Here is a 21871-nt window from a genome sequence, read left to right as displayed (position 1 = left end):
TCGGGTGATCTGGTGGTGGGTGGTGAGCAGTTGTCGGGTGAGCAGTTGGGGCAGTGGCGGCGTGCGCATCCGACGGCCGCGGTGATCAATGAGTATGGTCCGACCGAGGCGACGGTGGGTTGTGTTGCCTATCGGCTTGCTCCTGGTGAGCAGGTTCCGGTTGGTGCGGTGCCGGTTGGTCGTCCGTCGTGGAACACCCGGGTGTATGTGCTGGATGCGGGTCTGTGTCCGGTGCCGGTGGGCGTTGTGGGTGAGCTGTATGTGGCGGGTGATGGTCTGGCGCGCGGGTATCTCAACCGTCCCGGTCTGACCGCGGAGCGTTTCGTCGCGGACCCGTTCGGGGCTCCTGGCTCACGCATGTACCGGACCGGGGACCTGGTGCGGTGGAACGCGGCCGGGGACATCGAGTACCTGGGGCGGATCGATGACCAGGTGAAGGTGCGTGGTTTCCGGATCGAGCTGGGGGAGATCGAGTCCGTTCTGGCCGCGCATCCGGAGGTCGCCCAGGTCGCGGTGATCGTGCGGGAGGACCGGCCGGGCGACAAGCGACTCGTCGGTTACGCCGTGCCGACCGCTGACGCGGTGCTCGACCCGGAGGCTCTGCGGGCGTACGTGGCGAAAGCGGTGCCGGAGTACATGGTCCCGTCCGCGGTACTGGTGCTGGACGCACTCCCCCTGACCCCGAACGGGAAGCTGGACCGGCGTGCTCTGCCCGCACCCGAGTTCACCGCCGGCACGGCCGGCCGTGCTCCGCGGAATCCGCAGGAGGAGATCCTGTGCCAGGTTTTCGCTGAGGTGCTCGGCGTGGAGCGCGTGTCCATTGATGACAACTTCTTTGAGTTGGGCGGGCATTCGCTGTTGGCGACTCGGTTGGTGAGTCGTGTGCGGTCGGTGCTGGGTGTGGAGTTGGGTATTCGTGTGTTGTTCGAGGCTCCGTCGGTTGCGGGGTTGGTGGAGCGGCTTGCGGGTGCTGGTGTGGGGCGGGCTGTGTTGCGGGCGGTTGAGCGTCCGGAGCGGGTTCCGGTGTCGTTTGCTCAGCGGCGTTTGTGGTTCCTGGGGCGGTTGGAGGGGCCGAGTGCGACGTACAACATTCCGCTGGTGGTGCGGTTGCGGGGGGCGTTGGATGTCGCCGCGCTGAACGCGGCTCTGGTGGATGTCGTGGGCCGGCATGAGAGTTTGCGGACGGTGTTCGGTGAGGCGGAGGGGCAGCCGTATCAGCGGGTGCTCGGTGTTGAGGAGGCCGGCGCTGCGGTAGAGGTTCGGAAGAGCTCTCCGGAGACGCTGGACACCGATGTCGAGTCGGCGTCGGGCTACGCCTTCGACCTCGAAACGGAGATCCCCGTCCGGGCATGGCTGTTCGATGTCGCGCCGGGTGAGTTCGTGCTGGTCGCGGTGGTGCATCACATCGCGGGTGACGGGTGGTCGCTCGGTCCGCTGGCGCGGGATCTGGCGGTGGCGTATTCGGCGCGGTGTGAGGGTGCGGCTCCGGAATGGGAGCCGTTGCCGGTGCAGTATGCGGATTACACGCTCTGGCAGCGTGAGCTGCTCGGTGACGATAGTGATCCGGACAGCACGGGCGCGTCGCAGGTGGAGTTTTGGAAGGGTGAACTCACGGGCATTCCCGAGGAGTTGTCGCTTCCCTTTGACCAGCCCCGTCCGGTGGTGCCTTCGTACGCGGGTGACGTCGTGGAGCTGGCGTTCGGTGAGCGGGTTCATCGTGGTGTGGTGAGTCTTGCGCGGGAGCGTGGGGCGAGTGTGTTCATGGTGATGCAGGCCGCGGTGGCTGCCCTGCTGTCCCGGCTCGGTGCTGGCGATGACATCCCGATCGGTTCGCCGGTGGCGGGTCGTTTGGACGAGGCCCTGGACGATCTCGTCGGGTTCTTTGTGAACACGTTGGTGTTGCGGACGGATGTGTCGGGTGATCCGTCCTTTGCTGACCTTGTCGAGCGGGTTCGGGAGACGGACCTGCGGGCGTTCGGTGCGCAGGACGTGCCGTTCGAGCGTCTCGTGGAGGTGCTGAACCCGGCTAGGTCCATGGGACGTCATCCGTTGTTCCAGGTGGCGTTGGCGTTCCAGAACACCCCGGCGTCGGATCTGGTGATGCCGGGTCTGGATGTGGACGTTGCTCCTGGTGGTACGGGTGCGGCGAAGTTCGACCTGTCGTTCAACCTGGCGGAGTCCTTTACCGAGACCGGTGAGCCGGCCGGGATCTCGGGTGGGATTGAGTTCGCCACGGATGTGTTCGACCGGTCGACGGTTGAGCGGATGGCGGGCTGGCTGACGCGTCTGCTGGAGGAGGTCCTGGCGGACCCGCAGCAGCCGGTCAGCCGGACGCGCATCCTTGACGACACCGAGCTGGGCCAGGTGCTCAGCGAGTGGAACGACACCCGCCACGACGTCCCCGAGAACACGCTGCCCGCACTGTTCGAGGCGCAGGTCGCGAAGGCACCCGACGCGGTCGCGGTCGTCTTCGAGGGTGTGGAGCTGTCGTATGGCGAGGTGAACGAGCGGGCGAACCGGCTCGCGCGGCTGCTGGTCGAGCGGGGTGCGGGTCCGGAGCGGTTCGTCGCCGTCGCCATGCCTCGCTCGGCCGAGCTGATCACCACGTTGCTGGCGGTGCTGAAGACCGGTGCGGCATACGTGCCCATCGACCCGGACTACCCGGCCGACCGCATCGCCTACATCCTCGCCGACGCCGACCCGATGGCCGTCATCACGGTCGAGGACAGTGGCGTCGAACTTCCGGCCGACGCCACGCGAATCCTCCTCGACAGCCTCGCCACCCGGCAGGCACTCAGCGCACAGGCATCCGGAGACCTCACCGACTCCGAGCGGCTTGCGCCTCTGCACCCGGGTATCCCGGCGTATGTGATCTTCACGTCGGGTTCGACGGGTCGGCCGAAGGGTGTGGTGGTCGAGCATCGGTCGGTGGTGAATCTGCTGGGGTGGGCGGGTCGTCGGTTTGGGTTCGGGCGCGTGTCGCGGGTGGTGGCGTCGACGTCGTTGAACTTCGACGTCTCTGTGTTTGAGATCTTCAGCCCGCTGGTGGCCGGTGGGAGTATCGAGGTGGTCCAGGACTTGTTGTCTCTGGCCGATCTTGATGCTGGGGTGCTGGCGGGGAGCCTGGTCAGTGGGGTGCCGTCGGCGTTCTCGCATCTGTTGTCCGGTTCGCTGGGTGGTGCGCGTCCGGGTGTGGTGGCTCTGGCTGGTGAGGCGTTGGCCGCGCATACGGTTCGTGACATCCAGGCGGCGATGCCGGGGGCGCGGGTCGCGAACATCTACGGTCCGACCGAGGCGACCGTGTATACGACGTACTGGCATGCGGATGCCGGTGCTGGTGTGGAGGGGACTCCGCCGATCGGGCGGCCGATCGACAACGTGTCGGCCTATGTGTTGGACGCGGGTCTGTGCCCGGTGCCGGTGGGTGTCGCGGGTGAGTTGTACATCGCGGGTGATGGTCTGGCGCGCGGGTATCTCAACCGTCCCGGTCTGACCGCGGAACGCTTCGTCGCCGACCCGTACGGGGTGCCGGGCGCGCGGATGTACCGGACCGGGGACCTGGTGCGGTGGAACGCGGCCGGGGAGATCGAGTACCTGGGGCGTATCGATGACCAGGTGAAGGTGCGCGGTTTCCGCATCGAGCCGGGGGAGATCGAATCCGTCCTGGCCGCCCACCCCGGCATCGCCCAGACCGCAGTGATCGTGCGTGAGGACCGGCCCGGCGACAAGCGCCTCGTCGGCTACGTCGTTCCCGCGACCGACCGCAGTGGTGTGGACGGGCAGGCGCTCCGGGCGTTCGTGGCTGCTGCGGTGCCGGAGTACATGGTGCCGGCGGCGGTGATGGTGCTGGACGAGCTGCCGTTGACGCCGAACGGGAAGCTGGACCGGCGTGCCCTGCCCGCACCCGAGTTCACCGCCGACACGGCCGGCCGTGCCCCCCGGAACCCGCAGGAGGAGATCCTCTGCCAGGTCTTCGCGGAGGTGCTCGGCGTGGAACGCGTATCCATTGACGACAACTTCTTTGAGTTGGGCGGGCATTCGCTGTTGGCGGTGTCGTTGGTGGAGCGGTTGCGTGAGCGTGGGTTGTCGGTCCCGGTGCGGTCTCTGTTCGTGACCCCCTCGGTCGCCGGTCTCGCGGCCGGCCTGGGCTCGGGGGTGGACGGTGGCGTCTCCGGTGGGTCGGTCGTCGTCCCCGAGAACGGCATCGTTGAGGGCGCGGCGGCGATCACGCCCGACATGCTTCCCCTGGCGGGCCTGTCCCAGGAGGAGATCGACCGGATCGTGGCCCGGGTGCCCGGCGGTGTGGGGAACGTCGCGGACGTGTATCCCCTGGCACCGTTGCAGGAGGGCATCCTCTTCCACCACCTGATGAGCGCCGCCTCGGGCGAGGACGCCTACGTACTCCCCATGGCCCTGGGCTTCGACTCCCGGGCGCGGTTCGACGAGTTCGTCAGTGTCCTGCAGAAGGTCGTGGACCGGCACGACATCCTGCGCACGGCCGTGATGTGGGAGGGGCTGCGCGAGCCGGTCCAGGTCGTCTGCCGGCACACCGAAATCCCCGTACGTGAGGCCCACTTGACGGGTATCTCCGACGGCGACGTACAAGGCGCGGCAGACGAGCTGCTGTTGACGTGCGGTTCGCTGATGGACGTCACCGTGGCCCCGCTCGTCCATGTCACGGTGGCGGACGTGCCCGGCACCAGCCGGTGCGTGGCCCTCGTACAGGTGCATCACCTCATCCAGGACCACACCGCGGTGGATGTCCTCTTCGCCGAGGTGCAGGCGTTCCTCATGGGGCGCGAGGCAGAACTGCCAACACCTCTGCCGTTCCGGAACTTCGTCGCGCAGGCGAGGCTGGGCATCCCGGTGGCCGAGCACGAGGAGTTCTTCACCACCCTCCTCGGTGATGTCACGGAGCCGACCGCCCCGTTCGGGATCGTGGACGTCCGTGGGGATGGCACGACAGTCGCCGAGTCCCGTGCGGCCGTCGACGCGGCCACGGCTGCCGCTGTGCGTGAGGCGGCGCGTCGTCTGGGTGTGAGTGCGGCGACGGTGCTGCATGTGATGTTCGCCCGGGTGGTCGCGGCCGTGGCGGGGCGTGAGGACGTGGTGTTCGGCACGGTGTTGTTCGGGCGGATGCAGGCGGGTGCGGGCGCGGACCGTATTCCGGGTCTGTTCATCAACACCCTGCCCGTCCGCCTCGACACCGGTGCCACGGGTGTGCTCGACGCGGTCCGCTCGATGCAGAGCGACCTGGCCGAGTTGCTGGTGCACGAGCACGCTCCGCTCGCCCTCGCCCAGCGGATGAGCGGGGTCGCGGCGGAGGCGCCGTTGTTCACCGCCTTGCTCAACTACCGGCACACCGCCGGGGCGACGGACGCCGACATGGAAGTGGGCGGAATCGAGGTCCTCTTCGCGCAGGAGCGGACCAACTACCCGCTGACGGTCTCGGTGGACGACACCGGAGACGGGTTCGTCTTCACCGTCCAGTGTGTCGCCCCGATCGACCCGGACCTCGTGCTGTCGCTGATGGACACCGCCACCAGCCGTCTGGCCCAGGCCCTGGACGAGGCCCCCGGCACGCCCCTGCACACCCTCCCCGTCCTCGACGACACCCACCTGGACCAGGTCCTCACTCACTGGAACGACACCACCCGGGACACCCCCACCGCGACCCTTCCCGCGCTGTTCGAGACACAGGTCGCGCGGACACCGGACGCGACGGCACTGATGTCCGGCGGCGTCGAGCTGTCGTATCGCGAGCTCGATGTCCGCGCGAACCGGTTGGCACGGCTGCTGGTCGAGCAGGGCGCGGGCCCCGAGCGGTTCGTCGCCGTCGCCCTGCCCCGCTCCGCCGACCTGGTCATCGCACTGCTGGCGGTGCTGAAGACCGGGGCGGCGTACGTCCCCGTCGACCCCGACTATCCCGTGGACCGCATCGCCGCCATCCTGCACGACGCCCAGCCCATGGCCGTCATCACGGGCTACGGCGCCCAGGAGGCCCTGCCGGCGGAGTCCGCCCGGATCCTCGTGGACGACCCGGCCACGCAGCAGGCCCTCGCCGCGCGGTCGGGAGAGGATCTGCGCGAGGACGAACGTTCCGCCCCCTTGAGCGCGGGCATCCCGGCGTACGCGATCTTCACGTCCGGGTCGACGGGTCGGCCGAAGGGTGTGGTGGTCGAGCACCGGGCGCTGGTGAACTTCCTGGCGTCGATGCAGGAGCGGTTCGCTCTGAAGACAGGCGATCGGCTGCTGGCGGTGACCACGATCGCGTTCGACATCGCCGGTCTGGAGCTGTATCTGCCTCTCCTGAACGGGGCGGCGGTCGTCCTGGCCGCGCCGGAGCAAGTACGTGATCCGCTCGCCCTGCGGTCCCTGGTCACCTCGGCCGGGGTGACGGTCATGCAGGCGACGCCGAGCCTGTGGCACGCGGTCGTCGCCGATGCCCGCGATGAACTGGCCGGAGTGCGGGCGCTGGTGGGTGGTGAGGCGCTGCCGGGTGAGCTGGCGCGCACGCTGGTCTCCCGGACGGCGTCCATCGCCAACCTCTACGGGCCGACCGAGACCACGATCTGGTCCACGGTCGACGACGTCCACGCGGAGGCCGGCGGGGTGTCCTCGATCGGCCGACCGATCGCCAACACCCAGGTCTACATCCTGGACGCCGCCCTGGCCCCGGTGCCGGCAGGCGTTCCCGGCGAGCTGTACATCGCCGGCACCGGGCTGGCGCGTGGGTATCTCAACCGCCCGGATCTCACCGCGGAACGCTTCGTCGCCGATCCCTTCGGGAGCCCGGGCGCGCGGATGTACCGCACGGGTGACCTGGTGTGCTGGAGCACGACCGGGAAGCTGGAGTACCTGGGCCGCATCGACGACCAGGTGAAGGTGCGCGGCTTCCGCATCGAGCTGGGGGAGATCGAGTCCGTCCTGGCCGCCCACCCCGACATCGCCCAAGCCGCGGTGATCGTGCGCGAGGACCGCCCCGGCGACAAACGCCTCGTCGCCTACGCCGTCCCCGCACCCGGCGTCGTCCTCGACCCGCAGACCCTGCGGGCCTACACGGCGAAGGCGCTGCCGGACTACATGGTCCCCGCGACCGTCATGGTGCTGGACGCGCTCCCCCTGACGCCGAACGGGAAGCTGAACCGACGGGCCCTGCCCGCACCCGAGTTCACCGCGAGTGCCACCGGCCGCGCCCCGCGCACCACGCGGGAGAGGCGACTGTGCGAGCTGTTCGCCGAGGCGCTGGACGTCGAACAGGTCACCATCGACGACAACTTCTTCGAACTCGGCGGCCACTCCCTCCTGGCCACCCGCCTCATCAGCCGCATCCGCACCGTCCTGGACGTCGAGTTGGGCATCCGTGCCCTGTTCGACGCCCCGACGGTGGCCGGTCTGGCGGAGCGGCTCGACGCGACCGATCCCGACGACTCCTTCCGGGTGCTGCTGCCGCTGCGGACCACCGGAGACGCCGCACCGCTCTTCTGCGTGCACCCGTTGGGCTCCCTCGCCTGGGCCTACGAGGGCCTGGCGGACCGACTCGGGCCGGACTGCCCGGTCTACGGTCTCCAGGGCCGGGGCCTGCTGGAGCCGGAGCGGCGGCCCGCGAGCGTGGCGGAGATGGCCGCCGACTACGTGGCGCAGATCCGGGCGGTGCAGCCGTCCGGGCCGTACCGCCTGCTCGGTTGGTCGTTCGGCGGGAACGTCGCGCACGAGATGGCGGTGCAACTGGAGGAAATGGGCGAGCGGGTGTCGCTGCTCGCCCTGGTCGACGCGGGGGCGCGCTACACGGTCGGGCCCGACGGCTCGCTCGTGGAACACGAGACGCTCGAAACGCTGTTGCAGGGCCTCGGGTACAAGCCCGGCGATGTGGTCGGGGACGCGTCCGGCGCGAACGCCGGAGACCGGCGACTCGTCCGCGCGGACGTGATCGAGTTCCTCCGGGGCGCTCGTGCCGACTGGCGCGACGGTGACGAGGCGCGGATCAACGCGCTGGTCGACGCCGCGGAGAACAACGAGCGGATCCTGGGCGCGTTCACGCCCCGCCGTTGTGCCGCGCGGGTGCTGTACATCGCGGCGGACCCGGCCGGGACCGGTGACAGTACGGCGGCGGAGAAGTGGCTGCCGTACGCCGGTGGTGGAGTCGCGGGGCACTCGGTGCCGTACGAGCACGACGCGATGATGACTCCCGAGTCGCTCTCGTACATCGTGCCGATCGTCGCGGCTTCGCTGAGGGGTGAGGCCTGACCGCGCGGATAGCGGGTCGGGGCGGAACACCTCGCACGTCAGTACGTATGCATTGTCCACACGGGGAGCAGAGATATGGAGTTCGGAATTCTTGGGCCGTTGTCGCTGGTCGACAGTGACGGTCGGTCCTGTGTGCCTGGCGCCTTGAAGCTGAAGATCTTGCTGGCCAATTTCGTGGTGCGGCCCAACCGTACGATGTCCACCCATCAGTTGATCGAGGAGATCTGGGGAGGATTCCCGCCCCGGACCGCGACGACGGCGCTTCAGGTGTACATCTCCAATCTCCGCAAGCTGCTGGGCGAAGGGGGCTCGCGCGCCTCGCAGTCCTCTCTCCTCACGCGGCCGCCGGGGTATGTGTTCGAACTGGCCGGGCACGGCAGTGATCTGCACCGGTTCGAGCAGGACCGGGAGGAGGCCGGGCGGCTCGAAGCCGAGGGGGACATGGCGGGCGCCGCGAAGCTGCTGCGTACGGCGCTGAAGCGCTGGCGGGGGCGGGCCCTGGCCGACGTGCGGTGCACGCCCCGGCTGACGGCGGCGGCGCGGCGGCTCGACGAGCTGTACATCGCGTCGTACGAGAAGACGATCGAACTGGAACTGAACCTGGGGCGGGACGCCGAACTGGTCGGGGAACTCTATGCGTTGGCGGGGGAGTACCCCTCCCGTGAACGGGTCCACGAATTCCTGATGGTCGCCCTGTACAACGCCGGGCGGCCCAGTGAGGCGTTGCAGGTGTATCTGTCGATCCACAATTCGCTGAGCGAGCAGTCCGGGCTCGCTCCGAGTCATCGTCTGCGCGGACTTCAGCAGGCGATTCTGTCGCGGAGCATCGACGTGCTGTCGATCAGGCCGCAGAGCCCGATGCGGTCGATCGCGTGATCCGGCGCACCGGAAACCCGTAAGTGCCGGAGCCGGCCCACCCCGAGGACTGGAAATACATGCGCGAACTCTTCCGCCTGCGTAACCTGCGTATCTGCATTCTTGGCAACACGGTGACCATGATCGGCGACAACGCCTTCTGGCTCGCCGCCTCCATCTGGGTCAAGGAGCTGACCGGGTCGACGGCGCGGGCCGGCGTCGTCATCCTGTGCCTGACCCTGGGCACCATGCTCTCGCCCCTCACCGGTGTGCTCGTGGACCGGTTCCGGCGCAAGCGGCTGCTGATGGTCACCGAGGCGGTCACCGCGCTGCTGATCCTGACCCTGGTCACGGTGGACGGTCCCGGTCAGGTCTGGCTGATCTACCTGATGATGTTCCTGTACGGGTGCAGCGCCGCGATCACCTCGGGGGCGTTCGCGGCCCTGCGGGAGCAGCTCATGCCCGCGGAACTCGTGAGCACGGCCATCGGGCTCAGCCAGGCGCTGAACCAGGGTGCCAGGCTGATCACCCCCGGGATCGGGCTGGGGGTGCTGGCGGGCTGGGGCGGGCACGTCCTGGCGATCGTCGACGCGGCCACCTTCGGGGTGTCGGTGCTGTGCTGGTCGCTGGTGCGGATCGAGGACCCCAAGCCGGTGCGGGAGGCGCGGCGGGAGAGCTGGACCACGCACGTCGGCGCGGGGTTCAGGTACCTGCTGACCACGGCGCTGCTGCGGCAGCTGTCCTTCGCCCTGGCGCTCGCCTTCTTCGCCATGGGCTTCTACGAGACGCTCGGCATCGCCGTGGTGACGGTCGGTCTCGGCAAGCCCGCCACCTGGGTGGGCACGCTGGTCACCGTCATGAGCCTGACCGGGCTGGCCGGCGGTCTGCTCGCGCCGGCCATCATCAAGCGGGCCGGACCCGGGCGGACCGCGGCCGTCGGCCTCGGGCTGTGCGCGCTGGCCGCCGGGTTCGTGGCGGTCCCGGACACCGTGGTGGTGATCGCCGCCGCCGCGGTCGTCGGGCTGTGCCTGGCGCCGGTCGTGGTCAGTTCCATGACCGCGTTCCAGCTGTACACCGCGAACGAGTTGCTGGGCCGGGTGACGGGCGCCGCGAACTTCGTCATGACCGGCATGCAGGGCGTCGGGATCTTCGTCGGCGTCGTGCTGATCGACGTACTGCCCTACCGGTACCTGGTCTATCTCAGCGTCGCCATTCTCGCCGTCGGCGCCTCGTACCTGGCCACCCGGCCCGAGCAGCGGCGGCGCGTCGCCCCGGCACCGGCAGGTGTGTCGAGCACGCCGTGAACGTCCGTGACCTGACCGCGTCCTGATCGCGTCATCATCTCTGGAGCACACCCCTATGTTCGTGAACACTTCCGGCACCGCGGTCTGGCTGCGGCGGTTCGGCGCGGTCGCCGGGCCCCGGCAGCACCTGGTCTGCTTCCCCCATGCCGGGGGTTCCGCCGGCGGCTTCGGCGGCTGGCGCCGGCGGCTGCCCGCCGACGTCGAGCTGCTCGCGGTCCGCTATCCGGGCCGGGAGGACCGGATCACGGAGCCGTTCGTGGAGGACATGGACGAGATGGCCGCCGCGATCTGCGCGGAGCTGGCCCCGCTGCTCGACCGCGGCCTCGTCCTGTTCGGGCACAGCATGGGCGCGGCCCTCGCCTTCGAGGTCGCGCTGCTGCTGGAGGAGAGGCACGGCCGGGGGCCGGTCCTGGTCGTGGTGTCCGGGCGTGGCGGACCCGGCACCGGGGAGCGTGAACTGCCCGCTGACGACGACGAGTCGGTCGTCGCGTTCGCCCGGTCCCTGGGCAGCGCCAACGCGGCGGCGTACGACAACGAGGATCTCCGCCCGCTGCTGCTGCCGGCGCTCCGCGCGGACCTGCGCGTGATCAGGAACCACGTGCCCCGGCCCGGCCGCACCGTCCGGAGCCCCCTCGCCATCTACGTCGGCGACAGCGACCCGGACGTCACCGTGCCCGAGGCGCACGCGTGGTCACGCGCGTCGACCGGCGAGTCGAGCCTCAAGGTGTTTCCCGGCGGCCACTTCTACCTGGCGGAATCCGAGGCGGTGGTGCTGGAGGACCTGTCCGCGCGGCTGCGCGCGGCCCGGTGACGATCCGGGTGGTCAGGACGGCGCACAGATCTCCAGCAGGATGTGCTCCAGCGTTTCCGCGCCCTCCCGGAAGCCGTGCCGGCGCAGCACCTCCAGGCGGCGGTCGTGGGCCGTGGCCAGGGCGGTCAGGCGGGCGAGGTCGCCGCGGTCGCTGAACTGGAGGAGGGCCCTGCCGCCGGGGGCGAGCCGGAGGGGCGCCTCGATCAGATAGCGCTCGTGGGCGCGGTAACCGGTATCGACGTAGGCGCGCTCGTGGTCGCTGCGGTAGCGGTAGTCGTCAGGGCCCAGCACGAAGTTGGAGTGCCAGTAGACGCAGTCGAAGCGGTCGTCGGCACCGACGGCGGAGAACAGGTCGCTGTGTACGGCGGTCAGCCGGTCGCCGACGCCGTGGCGCACGGCGTTGCGGCGGGTGTTCTCCACGGCGCGCGCGTTGATGTCCGTGGCGACGACCCGGGCGGCGCCCCGCAGCGCGGCCATGACCGCGATGATCCCGGTACCCGAGCCGACCTCCAGGAAGGATCCCCCCGCCCGCAGCAGGGGCGCCTGCGTACCGGTCAGGCCGAGGACGTCCATCGCCGCCCCGGTCGTCGCGGAGAAGGGCGGGGCGAAGACGTCGTCGAGCAGGTCCCACTCCAGGCCCGCCATGGTGAAGGAGTCCGGCCGGTCCGGCCGGGCCGAAGCCGCGCGACTGCGTTCGAGGGATCTCTCGTAGCTCGTGCGTTCCGTCATCTGGGTTCCTTCCCGGGACAGCCGCGGGACAACAGAGCGGCCCGCTTATTCGGGTCCGGCAACTGACCCGCTCTCAATGTCAAGATATGCGACGCGTATTTAAGCGTTTTTTGGTCAGTAACGTTCTGGACAGTCGTCCGTGTGTTCGCGTAGGCTCAATGATGGTCAGGGACTGCTGCTCGATGTTCAATTGACTGCCGGAGTGTTTTCAAACAGCGTGATTCATCACACACGCTGAGAAGCGCACACGGAGACGGGGGCTTGTTGACGTGGAGTGTCGTGGTGGACCGGCGATCTTCGTCCGAGGAGTCGGAAGAGCCGGAAGAGTACCTTTTCGTCGGGAGACGTGACCCCCTGTCACCCCTTTTGTCGAGATTTGTCGGCGACCCCTTGCCCGGTTCACACCTGCGGTAGGGGGTTTACGGATGCATGCCGCTTCCCACGAAGAAGCGCGCGTGCCAAGGAATCTGTAACTCAATTCTCGCGCCCGTGGACACGATTCATGACGGGACAAGGACAGGACTCCATGCTCTTGCATAAAGCGCTGCCCGAAAACGAACGGACCGAGGACGGCAACCTTTCCGCGCGCAAAGAGGTCAAGGTGGCGGTCCTGGCCAGCCGGGCACTGACCCGCGTCGCACTTCGCACCGTCATGGCGCGGTCCCCCGGAGTGCAGATAGTCGCCGAGGCCACCACTCCCTTTCAGCTGGACCACGCCCTCGCCGTCAAACGCCCGCAGGCCCTGCTGCTCGACGACGCCGATCCGGCCTGGGACACCGCGGAGGTGCTGCGCGGACTGCGGGAGAACACCGGCCGGCGGGTGGGCGTGGTGATCCTCGCCGACGCGGGTGCGCTGGACGACGCGCTGGCCTATCTGTGCGACGGCGCCGACGGAGTGGTGCTGAACGACGACGCGCCGGCCGAGGTGGCCACCGCGATCCGGGCGGTCGCGGCGGGACACGCCGTGGTGCCCCCGCCGCTCGCGCGCCGGCTCGTCGACCTCGTCGGCGTGCGCAGGCCGGCGGTGCCCGCGCAGGACCAACTGGCCGCGCTGACCGCGCGCGAGCAGGAGATCTTCGAACTGGTCATCAAGGGCATGTCGAACCAGGAGGTCGCGGAGACCCTCGTGCTCAGCGAGCGGACCATCAAGTTCCATGTCTCCAACCTGCTGCGCAAGCTCGGGGTGCGGAACCGCACGCAGGCCATCGTCTACGCGCGGGACCGCCGTCTGCTGCCGGACCCTGCCCCCTGCGTCAATCCGTGAGGATGCGCAGCTCGGCCAGGGACCGCCGGCAGCGCTCGATGGCATCGGTGGTGTCGTCGCCCCTGCTCGCCACATGACCGAGCCCGTCCCACTGCCCGTCGAAGGACCGGACCACGTCGCCCGGACCCACCCACAGGTCGACGCCCACGGTGTCCGGCCTGGCCAGTATCGCGTCCAGGCCCCGGACCTCCCGCACCTTCCCGGGGTCCGTCACGATGAGCCAACTCGCCGCGCCGCCAAGGGGCTTCGGCCGCTCCGGCAGTGCCTGCGCCGTGCCGAGCGGCCAGCCGAAGGCCAGCTCCTGGAGGTCCACGCCGTAGACGGTCTCGATGAGATCGCCGAGCAGCGCCCCGCCGACCCTGGCCTGGGACTCGATGATCACCGGGCCCTCGGGGGTCAGCTTGAACTCGGTGTGCGAGGCGCCGTCGCGGTATCCCATCGCGTCCAGGAAGGCCGCCGTCACCCGCACCACGTCCGCCTCGACCGCCGGGCTGACCCGCGCCGGGATGGCGTGGCCGACGTGGACGTGGTTGCTCTCCTCCGTGATGGCCTCGGTGACGGTCGCGACCACGTGGTGCCCGGCGAAGCTGAACGCCTCGGCGCTGCACAGCGGCCCGTCGATGTACTCCTCCATGATGAACTCGCCCAGGTCGTAGGCGTGGACGAGCGGGTGGTCGGAGTCGCGCAGGCGGCCGATCTCCTGCCAGGCCGCGGCCGTCCCCTCCCGCGTGTCCACCTTCAGCACGCCGAAGCTCGCCGTGCCGCAGGTCGGCTTCACGATGAACGGGTAGCCGTGCGCGGCGCCGAAGACGCGCAGGCTCTCCTCGTCCTCGACCAGCGCGGAGGCGACGATACGGATACCGGGCACCGCGGCCTCCACCAGGCGCCGGCGCATCAGGTGCTTGTCGGTGAACCGGTGCGCGACCTCGTATCCGGTGCCGCCGAGGCCCAGCAGGTCGTTGACCCGGGCGGCGGGGTCGAGACCGGGCTCGGTCAGGGACACCACGGCGTCGAACGGCCGTACGGCGTGCGCCTCCTGGGCGATCCGGCGCAGCGTCTCCTCGTGCGCGTAGTCGGCGTGGACGACCTCGACGCCGTGCTCGGCGCCGGCCGGTCCGGTCTCGTCCGGCATCCGGACCCAGAGGATGTCGGCACCGCTGGCCCGGGCCTTGGACAGATGGGTGGCGGAACCGCCCACGAGGAGCAGGCGCTTGGCTGGCGTCATAGGTTGTGTCGCTTTCTTGTTCACGTGCGCGGCTCCCCGAACAGATCGGGGAAGTAGTAGATGTCCGCGGTGACCGCGTCGAGCATCTGCCCGATGGGTGCGTGGCCGCGGCGGTCCAGCAGATCGTCGTTGCGCCGCAGGGTGCGCCGGGAGAACGGCAGCGAGCCGGCGGACAGATAGCGGATCGCGCCCTCCCGGTCCCGGCCCGGCACGACCTCCGAGCGGGCGTGGCGGCTCGCGCTGAACGGGATGTCCAGCGTCCCCCGCGCGAACGCGTCCACGATCGCCGCCTTCAGGTCGCCGCCCCGGCCCAGCACCGGCGCCACCAGCTCGTCCACCTCGTCCAGGATCCGCTCGCGTTCGGCCGCGACCCGCTCCTCGTCCACCGTCACGAAGCCGAGCAGCGGGGAGTTGGCGCGGTCGGCCAGCCGGATGCCCTCGGCGTTGGCCTCGGTGTCCGGGATGCCCGCGGCCTCCTGGTGCGTCTTGGAGACCACCTTCCACGCCCCGCCGAGACGGGCCACGAGCGCGCCGTAGAGGATGAGGTCCTCCGCGTGTCCGCGCATGCGCGGGAAGACGCCCATGAACTCGTGCAGCACCGGGGGCACCAGGACGTCCGGGCCCAGATACCGGGCCGCCAGCTCGGGGATCGCCCGCAGCGCGGCGACGTCCTGGATCACCTGTCCGCCCTGCGGATAGGCGATGGAGACGCAGCGCACGCCCGCCCGCACCGCGAGGACGGCCTCCAGGACGCTGACGGCCAGGCTGATCGACGGCGGCACCAGCACGGCGGTCAGGGTTCCGAACAGCTCCCGGTCGACCACCACCCCCAGCTGGGCCAGCTCACCGCACCGGCGGTCGACCTCCTCCCACGCCGCCAGCGACTCGGCCAGCGGAACCGCCTTGGAATAGGGCAGGTTGTAGGAGATGCCGCCGCCCTCGAACGAGGTGATGCCGGACGCCACGGCGGCCTCGAACAGCAGCCGTGCGTCAGGGGAGCCGTGCCGCACCTCCAGGGGCGCGGCCACCGCCTCGTTGAGCTCCCGGCCCCGCCGCCAGCCGTGGGTCACCAGCGGGTAACCGTTGAGGTCCCCCGGGTCGTCCAGCAGCGCGCGCCGGGCCTGTCCGAACCGCAGCAGCCGGGTGTGCGAGTCGATGGTGAGGGTCAGGACGTCGGGCGCCGCCCGCGCCTCCAGCGTCGTCAGCAGCCGCTTCATCTCCTCGTGCCCGCCCACCCCGCAGCGTGGCTGCACGGCGACCCGCCCGGCCTCGTGCGCCTGCCGCAGCACCTGCGCCACGGTGGGCTTGCCGAGCCGCTCGATGTACGCCGCGGACTCCCGCAGCGAGGGCGGCGCGGGAGCGGGCGGGAGCGTCCGCCTCACGCGGCACCGAGACCGTCGTCCGGGGCCCGCACCGCCGCGCGGGCCCGCTCCTCGCGCAGCTCGTCGAGGACGGCCGGCAGCAGCGAGGGGTCGGTGACGACGCGGTCCACGCCGAGCGCCAGGAGCCGCTCGGTCGCGGCCGCGTCCTTCGTGCTGCCCACCGAGAGATTGCCGCCGAGGATCACCGGGCACGGGACGGCCCCCGACGCCCGCGCGGCGGGCAGCTCCCTGAGGTCCTCGTAGGCGTGCCCGTTCATGCTGCCGATGAGCACCGCCTCCGCCTCGGGATGCTCCCGGCACGCCGCCGCGAACTCCGCGACCGGCGTGCACGTGCCGAGGTTGACCACCTCGAAGCCGCCGGCCCGCAGGCCGTGCGCGATCAGATGGTTGGCCACGGCGTGGCTGTCACTGGCGGCCACGCCGAGGATGACCAGCCTGCGTCCGGATCCCGCGTCGGCGCGGTGCCTTTGGTGGGCGGGACCTGTCACGGCTGCTCCTTCCGTGGAGACGGCTCGGGGGGTACGGCGTGTCGCCTCGGCGGTACGCCGGCGGGGGCGCGAGCCCCTCAGACGAGCCGGCCCGTGCAGGCGTCGTCCAGGTACGCCCGCTTGGCGGCCTCGTCCCGTGCGGACTGGAGATAGCGGGACCAGCCGCGGCGCTCGTGCGAGGTGGCGTCCAGCTCCACGACCTCCTGGGTGGCACGCAGGGTGCCCGGCGCGGCCTGGTAGGGGCCGTAACCCGACTCGTCGCGGGCGAAGATCGCCTGGCACATCTCGTTCTTGTTGCGCCACACGCACACGATCATGAAGTACTTGTCGCCGCACCGGTGGTTGAGGACGAAGCCCATCTCGCCGCGGAACTCCAGCCGCCCCGCCTCCGTCTCGGCGCGCAGGAAGGCGCGCGCCTCCTCGGTGACCTCGGGCGTGGCCTCCTGCTCCGCCGTGCGGATGTCGTACCACTTCAGCAGGGCGCCCGGCAGGCTCAGGTGCTCGCCCGGGTGGATGCGCTTCTCGGTGTGCTGCCAGTCGGCGGGGTAGGCGGCCAGCTCGGCCAGGTTCGCCACGGACGTCGTCTCGACGGACATCGTCTCAACTCCTTGGAAGGGAAAGGTCGGTAAGGCAACGAAGGTCAGTGGCCGGCGGCGGGCACCGGCGCCGTGTACAGGCCCGTGCGTTCCAGCTCGCGCAGCCGCCGGTAGTCGGCCTCGATCCGGGCGGCGTCCGGCGCGCTGAGGTAGACGTAGCCGGGCGAGCTGCTCAGGTCCACGGTGGGGCGGACGGGCGAGCCCTCCGGTGCGGCCAGGACCAGTTCCGTGAAGGACGGCAGGGCACGCACCGGGGCCAGCCGGGCGGCGTCGGGCATGACCCCGTCGACATGGCTGATCAGCGACACATAGCGCAGCGGGGTGCCGATCCGGTACCGCGGCAGGGTGCCGTCGGTCAGCTCGCCGGGCCGGGCGATCACCCGCGCGAGCAGGTCGATCTGGTTGGTCCCCAGGCACCGCGAGATCACGTCCGGGGCGTGCGCGCCGCCGGGACGTGCCGCGCACTCCACGAGCACCGGCCCGTCCGCGGTGAGCATCACCTCGGTGTGCGCCGCCCCGTTGCGGATCTCCAGCGCGTCCAGGACGGCCAGCGCGTACGCGGCGACCTCCGGCACGCCCGGGGCCTCGGCAGGGACCGGCTCCTCGTAGTCGTACATCGGGACGGTCCCGGCGATCAGCGCCTTGTGATAGCGCCAGATCTCGACCACGTGGTGCACGCCGTCGCGGCTGACGGTGTTCACGAAGTACTCCTCGCCGTGCAGGTACTGCTGGGCGAGGACCGTCGTGTTGCGTCCGCCGTAGCGGTCGGTGGCCGCGCTGATGGCCGCGAACGCCGCGTCCAACTGCTCGACGGAGTGACAGAAATGGACCTGGTCGGTGCCGGCGCTGGCCCGCGGTTTGAGCACCACGGGCCACTCGCCCCGCTGCCGCGCCCACTCCCGCAGCTCGGCCGGCGAGCCGGTCACGAGCGAGGCCGCGGTGGCCAGGCCCGCCGCCGCCACCGCCCGGGCCATCGCGTACTTGTCGCGGCGGGCGGCGGGCCGGGACATGCCGTTGCCCGGCGTGCCGAGCGCGGCCGAGAGGGCGTCGGCCAGCAGCACCCCGGACTCGGTGCCCGCCACGACGAAGTCCACCCCGCGCCCGCGCAACGCCGCCGCGGTGGCCGCCAGGTCACCGGCGTGGACGACATCCGGCCCGGCGCCGCCCGCATCGCGGGCGAAACCCGCGTCCGGGGTGTCGGAGCGTACGACGACACAGCCGAGCCCCTGGCGTGCCAGTGCCCCGGGCAGATGGGCACCGATGCCGTCGGCGTCGACGACGGCCACCGTGCGCGTGCCGCTCATCCCCGGTCCAGCTGGGGAATGCCGTCGGCCGCGGCGGCGAGCAGCGCCTCGTCCGGGCGGTCGTCGGCCAGCGTGCCCGCGAAGTACCGCTCGTAGGCGGCCAGATCGAAGTGCCCGTGGCCGGAGAGGCCGAACAGGATGGTCTTGGCGGTGCCCTCCTCGCGGCAGCGCAGGGCCTCGTCCACGGCGACCCGCACGGCGTGCGTGGACTCCGGGGCCGGCACGATGCCCTCGGTGCGGGCGAACCGCACCCCGGCCTCGAAGCACTCGGTCTGGGGCACCGCACGCGCCTCCATCAGCCCGTCCTCCACGCAGCGGCTGATCAGCGGGCCGATGCCGTGGGCGCGCAGCCCGCCGGCGTGCACGGCGGGGGGCACGAAGCCGTGGCCCAGGGTGTGCATCCGGAACAGCGGGCCCAGCCGGCCGGTATCCGCGTAGTCGTAGGCGATGGTGCCCTGGGTGAGGGTCGGGCAGGCGGCCGGTTCCACGGCGATGACGCGCACCCCGCGGCCGCCGCGCAACTGCTCGCCGAGGAACGGGAAGGACAGCCCGGCCAGGTTGCTGCCGCCGCCGGAGCAGCCCACGACGATGTCCGGGTAGTCCTCGGCCAGCTCCATCTGCCGGATCGCCTCCTGGCCGATCACGGTCTGGTGCAGCAGGACGTGGTTGGCCGCGCTGCCGAGGACGTAGCCCAGGTCCGGGTCCTGCGCGAAGGCCTCCAGAGCCTCCGAGGTGGCGATGCCGAGGCTGCCCGGGCAGTCGGGGTCGTCGGCCAGGATCTTGCGGCCGACCTCGGTCTCCGTGCTGGGGCTCGCCGTGCACTGGGCGCCGTAGGTCTCCATCAGGGCCCGGCGGTAGGGCTTCTGCTCGAAGCTCACCTTGACCATGTAGACCTTGGCGGTCATCCCGAAGAAGGAGGCGGCCAGTGCGGTGGCGCTGCCCCACTGCCCGGCCCCGGTCTCGGTGACCAGCCCCGTCTTCCCGGCCAGCTTGTTGTAATAGGCCTGCGGGATAGCGGTGTTGGGCTTGTGGCTGCCGGTCGGCGCGCCGCCCTCGTACTTGTAGTAGATGCGTGCCGGGGTGTCCAGCGCGCGCTCCAGGCGGCGGGCGCGGTAGAGCGGGGAGGGCCGCCACAGCGCGTACAGCTCGCGTACCTCCGCCGGGATCTCGATCTCGCGCTCGGTGCTCAGCTCCTGCTCGATGAGCGGCTCCGGCATCGTGTGCGCCATCTCCGCCCGCGTCAGCGGCTGCCGGGTCCGCGGGTTGAGCGCCGGCGCCAGCGGGGCCCCGGGCAGATCCGCGGCCAGGTTGTACCAGGTCGTCGGGGCGTCGTTCTCGCCGAGCGAGAAGCGCGTCCTGTCCATGCTGAAGGTCCTTTTCAGAGCGCCGGGCCGGCCGCCTCGGCGGCCAGCGATCCGGGGGTGGTGGTGTGCGAGCCGGCGAACAGCCTGGGATGCGCCGCCCTGATCCCCTCGTAGACGAGGTCGTAGGGAACGTCGTCGAACTCACCGTGGACGTGGAGGAACTCCATGTGCCGGCGGTTCTGTTCGTCGTAGGGGTGGTAGAGGCTGTCGGCGCGCCCGTCGAACTCCAGCGGCTTGATGCCGTACAGCTTGCACAGCATCTTGTTGAACACCGGGGTGGCCTTGGTCCAGCGGCCGTCCAGGCGCACCACGGCCAGGCTGTGGAAGCGGAAGACGTCGCCGCCGACCAGTTCGCGCAGCCGCGGGGAGGCGAGGTGGTTGCGTACGTCGCCGTAGTAGAGCCGGCTGGGGATGCCCACCGACCGCACGGCGGCCGCGTACAGGGCGGACTTGTGCACACAGAAGCCGAAGCCGTGGGCGAGCACTCCGCTCGCGCTGAGCCCGGTGCGGGTCAGGTCGGCGCCGTAGACCTCGTACGGGATGGTGTCGCGGACCGCGTAGTAGAGCGCGACCGCGTTGCGCCGGGCGCGTTCGGTGTCGGGGTCGGCGCCCTGGCCGGTGAAGGCGTCCCCGGCGGGCAGCACCTCGGCGACGAACGCGCGGACGGCCTCGGAGGTGTGGTCCAGGAACTCGGTCGGTGCCAGTGTCGGCTCCCGGCTCACTGTCATGTCTGCCCCTTCTTCCCGGTGGCGGTGAGGGGACGGTCGAGCCCCATGAGTACGGCGAGACGCTCGCGCTGGATCTCGGAGGTGCCGGAGTAGATCGTGCCGCCCACGGCGTCCCGCAGCTCCTTCTCCAGGCCGTACTCGGTCGTGTAGCCGTAGCCGCCGAAGATCTGCACCGCGGCCAGCGCCGAGCGGACGTTGGCCTCGCTGACGATCAGCTTGGTGGTGGCGATGTCGGCGGCCACGTCCTCGCGGTCCTGTGCCCGGCGCGCGGTGTCGTGGAGCCACTTGCGGGCGGTCTCCACGTCGATGCGCAGGTCCACGAGCCGGTGCGAGACGGCCTGGTGGGAGCCGATGTGGGTGCCGAACTGATGCCTGCTGCGGGCGTGTTGGACGCAGCGCTCCAGGCGTCTGCGCATCTCGCCCGTGGTGACGGCGAAACCGCAGAGGATCTCCCACTGCATCACGTGGTCGAAGACGAGGAACCCCGCCCCGACCCCGCCGATCACATGGTCGCGGGGCACCCGGACGTCCTCCAGGAACACCTCCGCGAGCGGCGACGTGCGCAGGCCCAGCTTGCCCACCGGCCGCCCGACCGTCACGCCCGGGGTGTCCCGGCGCACCAGGAAGGCCGTCAGGCCGCCGATGTCGCCGCTCTCGCCGGTGCGGGCGTAGACCACGATGAGGTCGGCGATGGGCCCGTTGCTGACGAACGCCTTGCTGCCGTTGAGGACGAAGGCGTCACCGTCCCGGGCGGCGCTCGTGCGCATGTGGGTCATGTCCGAGCCGCCGTCGGGCTCCGTGATGGCGTGCGCGCCGATCGTGGTGCCCGCGCAGACGCCCGGCAGATAGCGGGACTTGAGCGCCGCCGAGCCGAACCGGTGCAGCGGGACGCCGGTGCTCACCAGGTGGGTGGTGGCGGAGAAGCTCAGCCCGGTGTCGGGGCAGCCGTACCCGAGTTCCTCCAGGACGGCGACCGTGGTGACCAGGTCCTCGCCCAGGCCGCCCCACTCCGCGCCGAACGGCAGCCCGAACAGGCCGACGTCGCACAGCCGTTTCCAGCCCTCCGTGTCGAACTCGCCCGCCCGGTCGCGCTCGATGTGGCCCTGCCCGGCGGACCGGGCCACATCGCGGATGGCGCGCAGCAGTTCGCGCTGTTCTTCGCTGTGCGGCATCTCAGTAGTGGGAGAAGCCGTCGGCGCCGAGGTTGTGCCGCTCGTCGCCCCGCAGCGGCGGGTTGAAGACGCTGATCAGTTCCATGTCGCCGCCCGGGTCGGCGATCAGGTAGTGGGCGTCGTGCTGGTCGAGCGCGTAGAGCATGCCGGGCTGGATGTCCTGGCCCACGCTGCCGTCGGCGGTCTCCACCCGGCCGGAGCCGGAGATGCAGTAACAGGCCTCCAGGTGACGGCTGTACTCCAGCTTCGACTTGGTGCCCGCCTCCACGACGGTGTGGCAGACGGTGAAGCCCATCCGGTCGTCGTCCACGACCATGCGGTAGCTGAGGCCGTTGCCCCACTCGACCGGCTCGATGGCTTTCTTGTCGCGAATGAACATGTCGCTGGCCCCCGTTCGTTCTC

At 70.6% G+C, this 21871-nt stretch carries 15 protein-coding genes; 5 read left to right on the top strand and 10 right to left on the bottom strand.

Going from position 1 to position 21871, the window contains the following annotated elements:
• Positions 1-12: 12 nt before the first annotated feature.
• From AB0927_RS34160 to AB0927_RS34145, 4 genes are all read left to right on the top strand, one after another.
• Entirely contained in the window at positions 13-8247 is an 8235-nt protein-coding gene (locus tag AB0927_RS34160; RefSeq protein WP_366671692.1) for an amino acid adenylation domain-containing protein, read from the top strand.
• Positions 8248-8322: 75 nt separating this feature from the next.
• Positions 8323-9123 carry an AfsR/SARP family transcriptional regulator gene (locus AB0927_RS34155; RefSeq protein WP_366671691.1) on the top strand — a complete coding sequence of 267 codons (801 nt, stop codon included), beginning with the start codon at positions 8323-8325 and terminating at the stop codon, positions 9121-9123.
• 59 nt (positions 9124-9182) lie between these two features.
• Complete coding sequence (locus AB0927_RS34150) at positions 9183-10406, top strand: MFS transporter (protein ID WP_366671690.1); 1224 nt, start codon at positions 9183-9185, stop codon at positions 10404-10406.
• A gap of 55 nt (positions 10407-10461) precedes the next feature.
• Positions 10462-11217, top strand: a complete 756-nt coding sequence (locus AB0927_RS34145) for an alpha/beta fold hydrolase (RefSeq protein WP_366671689.1) — start codon at positions 10462-10464, stop codon at positions 11215-11217.
• 12 nt (positions 11218-11229) lie between these two features.
• Here the strand turns inward: AB0927_RS34145 and AB0927_RS34140 are convergent, their stop codons facing one another.
• Positions 11230-11946 carry a methyltransferase domain-containing protein gene (locus tag AB0927_RS34140; RefSeq protein ID WP_366671688.1) on the bottom strand — a complete coding sequence of 239 codons (717 nt, stop codon included), beginning with the start codon at positions 11944-11946 and terminating at the stop codon, positions 11230-11232.
• A gap of 526 nt (positions 11947-12472) precedes the next feature.
• Here AB0927_RS34140 and AB0927_RS34135 point away from each other — a divergent pair.
• Positions 12473-13210 (top strand): response regulator transcription factor, encoded by a 738-nt coding sequence (locus AB0927_RS34135; protein WP_366671687.1) that lies wholly within the window; start codon positions 12473-12475, stop codon positions 13208-13210.
• Here AB0927_RS34135 and AB0927_RS34130 read toward each other — a convergent pair.
• The 9 genes from AB0927_RS34130 to AB0927_RS34090 all read right to left on the bottom strand — a co-directional run bounded on the left by AB0927_RS34130 (position 13200) and on the right by AB0927_RS34090 (position 21848).
• Complete coding sequence (locus AB0927_RS34130) at positions 13200-14435, bottom strand: ATP-grasp domain-containing protein (protein WP_366671686.1); 1236 nt, start codon at positions 14433-14435, stop codon at positions 13200-13202. The genes AB0927_RS34135 and AB0927_RS34130 overlap by 11 nt on opposite strands.
• A 20-nt stretch (positions 14436-14455) precedes the next feature.
• Positions 14456-15817, bottom strand: a complete 1362-nt coding sequence (locus AB0927_RS34125; RefSeq protein WP_366671685.1) for a methylaspartate mutase — start codon at positions 15815-15817, stop codon at positions 14456-14458.
• The gene (locus AB0927_RS34120; RefSeq protein WP_366671684.1) at positions 15814-16305 is read right to left on the bottom strand and encodes a cobalamin-dependent protein; all 492 of its coding nucleotides are present in this window, start codon (positions 16303-16305) and stop codon (positions 15814-15816) included. Before AB0927_RS34120 ends, AB0927_RS34125 begins: the two co-directional genes overlap by 4 nt.
• Before the next feature lie 77 nt (positions 16306-16382).
• Positions 16383-16901, bottom strand: coding sequence for a hypothetical protein (locus AB0927_RS34115; protein ID WP_366671683.1), 519 nt, complete (start codon positions 16899-16901; stop codon positions 16383-16385).
• A gap of 44 nt (positions 16902-16945) precedes the next feature.
• Positions 16946-18205, bottom strand: coding sequence for an ATP-grasp domain-containing protein (locus tag AB0927_RS34110; protein ID WP_366671682.1), 1260 nt, complete (start codon positions 18203-18205; stop codon positions 16946-16948).
• Positions 18202-19569, bottom strand: a complete 1368-nt coding sequence (locus tag AB0927_RS34105) for a TrpB-like pyridoxal phosphate-dependent enzyme (RefSeq protein WP_366671681.1) — start codon at positions 19567-19569, stop codon at positions 18202-18204. The genes AB0927_RS34110 and AB0927_RS34105 overlap by 4 nt, the downstream gene beginning before the upstream one ends.
• A 14-nt stretch (positions 19570-19583) precedes the next feature.
• Complete coding sequence (locus AB0927_RS34100; protein WP_366671680.1) at positions 19584-20297, bottom strand: transglutaminase-like domain-containing protein; 714 nt, start codon at positions 20295-20297, stop codon at positions 19584-19586.
• Positions 20294-21469, bottom strand: coding sequence for an acyl-CoA dehydrogenase family protein (locus tag AB0927_RS34095; RefSeq protein ID WP_366671679.1), 1176 nt, complete (start codon positions 21467-21469; stop codon positions 20294-20296). Before AB0927_RS34095 ends, AB0927_RS34100 begins: the two co-directional genes overlap by 4 nt.
• A 1-nt stretch (position 21470) precedes the next feature.
• Positions 21471-21848 (bottom strand): ectoine synthase, encoded by a 378-nt coding sequence (locus AB0927_RS34090; RefSeq protein WP_366671678.1) that lies wholly within the window; start codon positions 21846-21848, stop codon positions 21471-21473.
• Positions 21849-21871 lie beyond the last annotated feature (23 nt).

The sequence above is a fragment of the Streptomyces sp. NPDC048106 genome (assembly GCF_040706415.1).
In the GTDB taxonomy this organism is placed as follows: domain Bacteria; phylum Actinomycetota; class Actinomycetes; order Streptomycetales; family Streptomycetaceae; genus Streptomyces.
The sequence above is the reverse complement of the archived record's forward strand: the minus strand, read 5'-3'. Positions and strand labels throughout refer to the sequence as shown.

Excerpts from the sequence above, each read along its gene's own strand:
- AB0927_RS34155 (WP_366671691.1), top strand. The coding sequence starts at position 8,323 with ATGGAGTTCGGAATTCTTGGGCCGTTGTCGCTGGTCGACAGTGACGGT.
- AB0927_RS34150 (WP_366671690.1), top strand. The coding sequence starts at position 9,183 with ATGCGCGAACTCTTCCGCCTGCGTAACCTGCGTATCTGCATTCTTGGC.
- AB0927_RS34145 (WP_366671689.1), top strand. The coding sequence starts at position 10,462 with ATGTTCGTGAACACTTCCGGCACCGCGGTCTGGCTGCGGCGGTTCGGC.
- AB0927_RS34140 (WP_366671688.1), bottom strand. The coding sequence starts at position 11,946 with ATGACGGAACGCACGAGCTACGAGAGATCCCTCGAACGCAGTCGCGCG.
- AB0927_RS34135 (WP_366671687.1), top strand. The coding sequence starts at position 12,473 with ATGCTCTTGCATAAAGCGCTGCCCGAAAACGAACGGACCGAGGACGGC.
- AB0927_RS34130 (WP_366671686.1), bottom strand. The coding sequence starts at position 14,435 with ATGACGCCAGCCAAGCGCCTGCTCCTCGTGGGCGGTTCCGCCACCCAT.
- AB0927_RS34115 (WP_366671683.1), bottom strand. The coding sequence starts at position 16,901 with ATGTCCGTCGAGACGACGTCCGTGGCGAACCTGGCCGAGCTGGCCGCC.
- AB0927_RS34110 (WP_366671682.1), bottom strand. The coding sequence starts at position 18,205 with ATGAGCGGCACGCGCACGGTGGCCGTCGTCGACGCCGACGGCATCGGT.
- AB0927_RS34105 (WP_366671681.1), bottom strand. The coding sequence starts at position 19,569 with ATGGACAGGACGCGCTTCTCGCTCGGCGAGAACGACGCCCCGACGACC.
- AB0927_RS34100 (WP_366671680.1), bottom strand. The coding sequence starts at position 20,297 with ATGACAGTGAGCCGGGAGCCGACACTGGCACCGACCGAGTTCCTGGAC.
- AB0927_RS34095 (WP_366671679.1), bottom strand. The coding sequence starts at position 21,469 with ATGCCGCACAGCGAAGAACAGCGCGAACTGCTGCGCGCCATCCGCGAT.
- AB0927_RS34090 (WP_366671678.1), bottom strand. The coding sequence starts at position 21,848 with ATGTTCATTCGCGACAAGAAAGCCATCGAGCCGGTCGAGTGGGGCAAC.